Raw genomic sequence first — 6,512 nt, 5'->3', positions numbered from 1 at the left:
GCCAGAACCAAACGGGTCTTCTCCTCGGCGCTGACCTTCACCTTCCGCGATCTCGACATCTGACACTCCCTCTGGACGTGTCACCATCATTCTCCGGCGACCCTGCCAGAAAGTTTGAGTCAGTGGATCCGACATACTTCGAACATACATTCGACCACCGACAAATTCTCTTGCCTCCCGTGGCCATAGCAGGCGGCCAGGAACACCGACTACGGTTTACCCGTGGCCAATCCGACCTTGCATGAATCGACGTTGCCCAACGGCCTGACCGCCGACGAAGCCCGCGCCGAGGCCGTCCGCGCCTACGAGCTCGACCGTGCCCACGTGTTCCACTCGTGGTCGGCACAGGCCGAGATCGCGCCGATGACGATCACCGCGTCGGAGGGCTGCCACGTGTGGGACGGCGACGGCCACCGGCTCCTCGACTTCTCCTCGATGCTGGTCAACACCAACATCGGTCATCAGCACCCCAAAGTCGTTGCCGCCATTGCCGAGCAGGCCGCGAAGCTGTGCACGGTCGCGCCGCAGCACGCGAACGCCGCCCGCTCCGAGGCCGCCCGCCTGGTCGCCGAGCGCACCCCGGGCGAGCTGAACAAGATCTTCTTCACCAACGGCGGCGCCGACGCCGTCGAGCACGCGGTACGCATGGCCCGCCTGCACACCGGTCGGTACAAGGTGCTCTCCCGTTATCGCTCCTACCACGGCGGTACCGAGACCGCGATCAACCTGACCGGCGACCCGCGCCGCTGGCCCAACGACCACGGCAACGCCGGCATCGTGCACTTCTTCGGGCCCTTCCTGTACCGCTCGCAGTTCCACGCCACCACGGAGGAAGAGGAATCCGAGCGCGCGCTGGCGCACCTTCGCGACATCATCCGCATGGAGGGTCCGTCGACGATCGCCGCGATCATCCTGGAGTCCATCCCCGGCACCGCCGGCATCATGGTGCCCCCGCCCGGCTACCTCGCCGGCGTCCGCGCCCTGTGCGACGAATACGGCATCGTCTACATCGCCGACGAGGTGATGTCGGGCTTCGGCCGAAGCGGAAAGTGGTTCGCCATCGACCATTTCGACGTCGTGCCCGATCTGCTGACCTTCGCCAAAGGCGTCAACTCCGGCTACGTGCCCCTCGGCGGGGTCGCGATCTCCCCGCACATCGCCGAGACGTTCGCCCACCGCGCCTACCCCGGCGGGCTCACCTACTCCGGCCATCCGCTGGCGACCGCCGCCGCCGTCGCGACCATCACCGCGATGGCTGACGAGTGCATCGTCGACAACGCCGCGCGTATCGGCACCGAAGTCCTCGGGCCTGCCCTGCGCGACGTCGCGGCGCGGCATCGCAGTGTCGGCGAAGTCCGAGGCACCGGTGTGTTCTGGGCCGTCGAACTCGTCGTCGATCAGGACACCCGCGAGCCGTTGGCGCCCTACGGAAGCTCCAGCACGGCAATGAATTCCGTCATCGCCGAATGCAAGAAGCTCGGCATGCTGCCGTTCGCCAACTACAACCGGATCCACGTCGTGCCGCCCTGCATCATCACCGAGGACCTGGCACGCGAAGGTGTGGCGATCCTCGACCGGGCGCTCGACGTCGCCGATGCTGCTGTCGGCTAATCACCGAGCTCACCGCTGATCCCGCGTTCCAACTCGTGGCGGGCACGCTCCGGCAGCACGAGCAGTCCGTCGAGTTCGCGCTGCGCCAGCCGGTAGGCGCGCTCGCGCTCCTGCGGGGTGGCGGCGGTGTCGGCAGCGACCCGGAGTAGTCGTTGTGCGCGCGTCAGGCGGTCCTGCTCATCCGTGCTGAAGGCGGCTCGTTTGCGCCGCCGCGCTTCGGCTTCGGCGATGTCGAACGCCGTCGCGTACTCACCGACCGCATCGACATAGCTGCGCAGCGCTTCGCGATCCTCCAGTAGATCGCCGATGTCGGCGGGCCGGAGAAAATCAGCGCGCAGCTTGGCTCGGTGGAACCGTTCGGTGAGGGGATCGCGCAGGTCGGTCATCAACGGGTAGTCGAGCACCTTCGCGGCGTCCAGTTCGTATTCCAGCCACCGGGTGTCGGTGCGGTCATGCTGTTCCACCGTCCGCAGCACGGTGCGACGCTGGGCTGCGGTGGCGGACCGCGCAGGAGGCGCCGGAGGCAGCTCCGGGTCGCGTTGACGGCGCGTCGCGGCGATGCCGCGGTAGGTCGCGTACGCGACGCCGACCACCGGCAAGAGCACCACCAGCAGCTCGGCCAGCCGAAAGATCAGACCCATCCCGCCAGGATGCCACCATCGGCTGGTTTCGATTCTGCAGCAATCGGGCAACTACTTAGCCATGCGACACAAGACACTGAATCTAGGTTCCTTGATCTTCGCGGGCGCGGCGGCGACTGCAATCGCAACGGCGCCCCTGACTTTCGCTCAGCCGGCTCCGCCGCCCTGCTTCAATCCCGACGGCACTCCCTGCGCCTCGGTGGGCACCGCGGGTCCCGGCGGCGCCACGGGTGGCATTCCCGGCGGCCCCGCGGGCACGGCAGGCCCCGGTGGCGCGAGCGGTTCCACCAACCCCGGCGGCGTCGCCGGAGCGGCCGGACCTGAGGGTGCCAGCGGGTCGATCCCCGGCGGCCCGTCCGGTGCGGCAGGCCCCGGTGGCGCCAGCGGCTCGACCAACCCCGGCGGTGTCGGCGGTTCGGCCGGACCCGGTGGCGTCTCGGGCTGCATCCCCGGCGTCGGCTGCGCTTCCATCCCAGTTTCGTAAACACTGACCACCGAACCCCAGCCGGGCCCGCAATGCGGGTCCGGCTTTTCGGTGTCCGCTTCTGGGTGTCTGTCACCGGCTAGCGTGAGCGCCATGCCCCTGCTGATCAAGAACGTGCGGATTTTCGACGGGCTCTCCGATCGGACGACCGACGGGCACGTGCTGATCCAGGGCCGCACGATCGCCGCAGTGGAACGGTCACCCATCGCCGAGAACGACCACACCGTCGTGATAGACGGCGCCGGACGCACCCTTATGCCCGGCATGATCGACGCGCACGTGCACCTGGTGGGCATGTCGAACTCGCTGCTGAACCTCGCCATGGGCTCGCAGACACTGCTCGCCGCCACGGCGCTGGCCGGCGCCACCGACACCCTGATGCGCGGCTTCACCACGGTGCGCGACATGGCCGGCGACACCGCAGGCCTCAAGGCGGTGATCGACGCCCGTCCTGCGCTGGGGCCGCGCATCTATCCCAGCCAGGCTGCGCTGTCGCAGACCGGCGGCCACGGGGATTTCGGTTTCGTCTACGAACGGCCGACTGCGCTGGGCGGCAATGAATCCCGCGCCGAGCAGATCGGCTTCATGCGCGTGGCCGACGGGCCTGACCGCGTACTGGCCGCGGTGCGCGAACAGCTCAAGCTCGGGGCCAGCCAGATCAAACTGATGGTCGGCGGCGGCGCGGCCTCGCTGTACGACCCGCTCTACACGGTGCAGTTCACACCTGCCGAGATCCGGGCCGCGGTGCAGGCCGCCGCGGACTACGGCACCTACGTCGCCACGCACGTCTACAACGTCACCGGGATCCGCCGCGCCGTCGAGGCGGGGGTGAAGTCGATCGAGCATGGCCACCTCGCTGACGAACCCACCATCGCGATGCTCGCCGAACGTGAGGTGTGGCTGTCCACCCAGCCCTTCGCCGAACACGATCACACGTTCGCGAACCCGGACAGCGCCGAGAAAAACCGCGAGATCTGCGCCGGCACCGACCAGCTCTTCGGCTGGGCCGCCACCCAAGGTGTGCGGCTCGCCTGGGGTACCGACCTGCTGTTCGAGCCCGAGCACGTCGGTCTCCAGAGCGCGATGCTGGTACGGCTCGGCGAGTACATGAGCGCCGTCACCGCCCTCAAGCTCGTCACGTCAGGCAATGCCGCGCTCCTTCGCATGGCCGGTGACCGGGACCCCTACCGGTCGGCCCGGCTCGGTGAGATCACCGTCGGCGCATGGGCCGACGTGCTGCTGGTCGACGGAGACCCGACGACCGATCTGACTCTGCTGGGTGATCCGGCGGCGAACCTGCACACCATCGTCAGGGACGGAGTGATCGTGAAGGGAGAGCCGGCATGACGGAACTTGCCGGACGGGCCGTCATCGTCACGGGCGCCGCCCGCGGCGTCGGCAAGGGCATCGCCAGGGCGCTGACCACGCGCGGCGCGTCGGTGCTGCTGGTGGACCGCGACGAGGAGCTGCTGCGCGCGACGGCCGCGGAGCTGTCCGAGGGTTCCGTCAATTCGCTGGCCGTGGACTTGCGCGAGAGCGACGCCGCCGAGCGCATCGTGGCGGCGGCCGTCGACGCCTTCGGCACGGTGCACGCCCTGGTGAACAACGCGATTGCGACCAACGAGCCCAAGGTTTTTCAGGACATCACCGAGCAGGACTACGACCTCGTGTTCGACGTCGGGCCGCGAGCCACCTTCAGGCTGATGCAGGCGGTCTACCCCGTGTTCGTGAGCAACGGCGGCGGCAGCATCGTCAACCTCGGCTCGGGGTCGGGGACCCAGGGCCTGCCGCGGTTCGGCGCCTACGGCGCGGCGAAGGAAGCCATCCGGGGGATGTCGAAGGTCGCAGCGCTGGAATGGGGGCGTCACCGGATCCGCGTCAACGTGGTCTGCCCGTACGCCGAGACCGAGAGCATCAGGGCATGGCGGGAGATGGACCCGCAGACCTATGAGCGCACCGTGCGCGCAGTGCCGCTCGGCCGGCTCGGCGACGTGGCGACCGACATCGGGCCGGTGGTGTGTTTCCTGCTGAGCGACGATGCCGCGTTCGTCACCGGTCAGACCCTGATGGCCGACGGCGGCTCGGCTGGTTTCCGCTGACGCGAGTGACGCAATACGCGGCGAGAACCCTTGCCAGCGGCGCTATCTCGGCGAGATCGGTATACCCGTCGTGGGAATAGATCTCCAACAGATAGCCGGTGTCCCCGGCGGGCACGCCGATGCCGAGCACCGCCCGGTACCCCAGCTCGCGCAGGAGGGCGATCTCGTCGGGATCGGCGGATTCCATCCCCACCGCCGCCAGAAACGTCGAACCGTCGGCGATGGCACGCGCCGACGCGGGGTAGTCCGCGAGGGCATAATTCGGCGGTCCGAAATCGACGAGCACGGTCAGCCCCGCCTCCCGTTTGCGCACACTGGCGACGTTGCTGACCAGCCGCAGCATCGTCCCTCCCCCGGCGGTCTCCGAGATCGCCCACGCTGCCGCGTCGAGAGCCTGCGCGAGGGCGACGGCCAACGCCTCCAACGCGGAAGCAAGCGTCATGTCGGGCTGTTCGTCGAGCATGCGCACCACATCGGAGGCCAGCCGGTCGACGGCGCGCCGCGGACCGGAGCGCCGGTCCCATGTGGTGAGATCTCGCGCATCCGGTGACGGGGATGCACCGGTGCTGTAGCGGGCCGGTCCCTGCCGCTTGGCATGTAGCAGCGCGGCGTCGGCAGCGGCCAGCAACTCTGCGGCGCTGCGCACGTTCGGGCCCGTCGTCGCGGCGCCCCAGCACAGACTCACCTCGCGATCGACGACGTCGTGCAGCGCACGGGTGGCATCGGTGGCGAAGACCTGCGCCGAGGCCAACGTCGCATCGGGAAGCACGATGCAGAACTCGTCACCACCCAGCCGGGCGGCGATGGCACCCTCGACGGTGTCGGCCTGACTGCCGAGCACTGCTGCGACATCACGCAGCAGCTGGTCCCCCGCGGGATGTCCGTCCCGGTCGTTGATCCGCTTGAAGCCGTCCAGATCACACAGCATCACCACGGGAGTCGATGTCTCCCAGTCCAATTCGGCGAATCGCTGATCGACTGCGCGTCGGTTGGCGATGCCGGTGAGTGGGTCCTGCATCGCGTAGCCCCACACGGTGTTCAGCGTCTCGGAGCGGTTGAGCGCCACCGTGATGTACGCGGCGATGGCCGACAGCAGCTGCGCGTCACCGAGGTCGAAGCGTCGGCCGTCGTCACCGGAGGCCCAGATCTCGCCCCACATCGAGTCGCCGCTCATGATCGGCACGGCGATCTCGCTCTCCTTGCCGATCTGCTCCAGCCAGGCGACGCAGTGCGGCGGGCAGTCGGGCTCGTCGAGGGCGTTGAGATAGGGGCGGCCGTGTAGCAGCAACTCCGCCACGTGCGGGTCGCCGCCCATCGGGTAGTACTCGTCGGTGGGCCAGCGGGTCTCGCCGGGGGCCAGATCGCCGACGTTGATGATCGTCCGCAGCGATGCGAGGTCGGCCTCCCAGCGGCTGATCGACAGCGAGGACGCCCGCACGGCGGCGAGCGCCTGCTCGGCAATCACCTCGAGGGCCTCGTCGAACGCGTCGGCCCGGGCCACCGCCTCGGCGATACGCAGCAGGGCCCGAAGCACCTGCAGGTCAGAGGCGGCATCGGGGAGCGACGGCTCATCGGCCGTGCCACCGTACATATCGCCGCGCACCCGTTCCACCCCACGATCCGCGCTCACGGCGCGGACGCTGATGCTACCGGCGAATCCTGGACGCCGTCATTTCT

Annotated in this window: 6 protein-coding genes; 4 read left to right on the top strand and 2 right to left on the bottom strand. The window is 68.8% G+C overall.

Translation table 11 applies throughout. From position 1 onward, the window contains the following. Positions 1-222 precede the first annotated feature (222 nt). Positions 223-1,611 (top strand): aspartate aminotransferase family protein, encoded by a 1,389-nt coding sequence (locus MHN84_RS10420; RefSeq protein WP_241204545.1) that lies wholly within the window; start codon positions 223-225, stop codon positions 1,609-1,611. Here MHN84_RS10420 and MHN84_RS10415 read toward each other — a convergent pair. Further along, positions 1,608-2,252 carry a hypothetical protein gene (locus tag MHN84_RS10415; protein ID WP_241204544.1) on the bottom strand — a complete coding sequence of 215 codons (645 nt, stop codon included), beginning with the start codon at positions 2,250-2,252 and terminating at the stop codon, positions 1,608-1,610. The genes MHN84_RS10420 and MHN84_RS10415 overlap by 4 nt on opposite strands. 61 nt (positions 2,253-2,313) lie before the next feature. Between MHN84_RS10415 and MHN84_RS10410 the strand changes: the two genes are divergently transcribed. The 3 genes from MHN84_RS10410 (at position 2,314) to MHN84_RS10400 (ending at position 4,835) form a co-directional block, all read left to right on the top strand. Next, positions 2,314-2,736, top strand: a complete 423-nt coding sequence (locus MHN84_RS10410; protein WP_241204543.1) for a hypothetical protein — start codon at positions 2,314-2,316, stop codon at positions 2,734-2,736. 93 nt (positions 2,737-2,829) lie between these two features. After that, positions 2,830-4,083: an amidohydrolase family protein gene (locus MHN84_RS10405; protein ID WP_241204542.1), complete on the top strand. Its 1,254-nt coding sequence runs from the start codon at positions 2,830-2,832 to the stop codon at positions 4,081-4,083. Continuing rightward, on the top strand, positions 4,080-4,835 hold the full coding sequence (locus MHN84_RS10400; protein WP_241204541.1) for an SDR family NAD(P)-dependent oxidoreductase: 756 nt from the start codon (positions 4,080-4,082) through the stop codon (positions 4,833-4,835). The genes MHN84_RS10405 and MHN84_RS10400 overlap by 4 nt, the downstream gene beginning before the upstream one ends. Here the strand turns inward: MHN84_RS10400 and MHN84_RS10395 are convergent. Further along, the gene (locus tag MHN84_RS10395; RefSeq protein WP_241204540.1) at positions 4,786-6,465 is read right to left on the bottom strand and encodes a diguanylate cyclase; all 1,680 of its coding nucleotides are present in this window, start codon (positions 6,463-6,465) and stop codon (positions 4,786-4,788) included. The genes MHN84_RS10400 and MHN84_RS10395 overlap by 50 nt on opposite strands. Positions 6,466-6,512 lie beyond the last annotated feature (47 nt).

The organism is Mycobacterium sp. PSTR-4-N, assembly GCF_022348085.1.
In the GTDB taxonomy this organism is placed as follows: Bacteria; Actinomycetota; Actinomycetes; order Mycobacteriales; family Mycobacteriaceae; genus Mycobacterium.
The sequence above is the reverse complement of the archived record's forward strand: the minus strand, read 5'-3'. Positions and strand labels throughout refer to the sequence as shown.

What these genes read in the sequence shown, in the direction of transcription:
- MHN84_RS10410 (WP_241204543.1), top strand. Translation starts at nt 2,314, where the DNA reads ATGCGACACAAGACACTGAATCTAGGTTCCTTGATCTTCGCGGGCGCG.
- MHN84_RS10415 (WP_241204544.1), bottom strand. Translation starts at nt 2,252, where the DNA reads ATGGGTCTGATCTTTCGGCTGGCCGAGCTGCTGGTGGTGCTCTTGCCG.
- MHN84_RS10400 (WP_241204541.1), top strand. Translation starts at nt 4,080, where the DNA reads ATGACGGAACTTGCCGGACGGGCCGTCATCGTCACGGGCGCCGCCCGC.
- MHN84_RS10405 (WP_241204542.1), top strand. Translation starts at nt 2,830, where the DNA reads ATGCCCCTGCTGATCAAGAACGTGCGGATTTTCGACGGGCTCTCCGAT.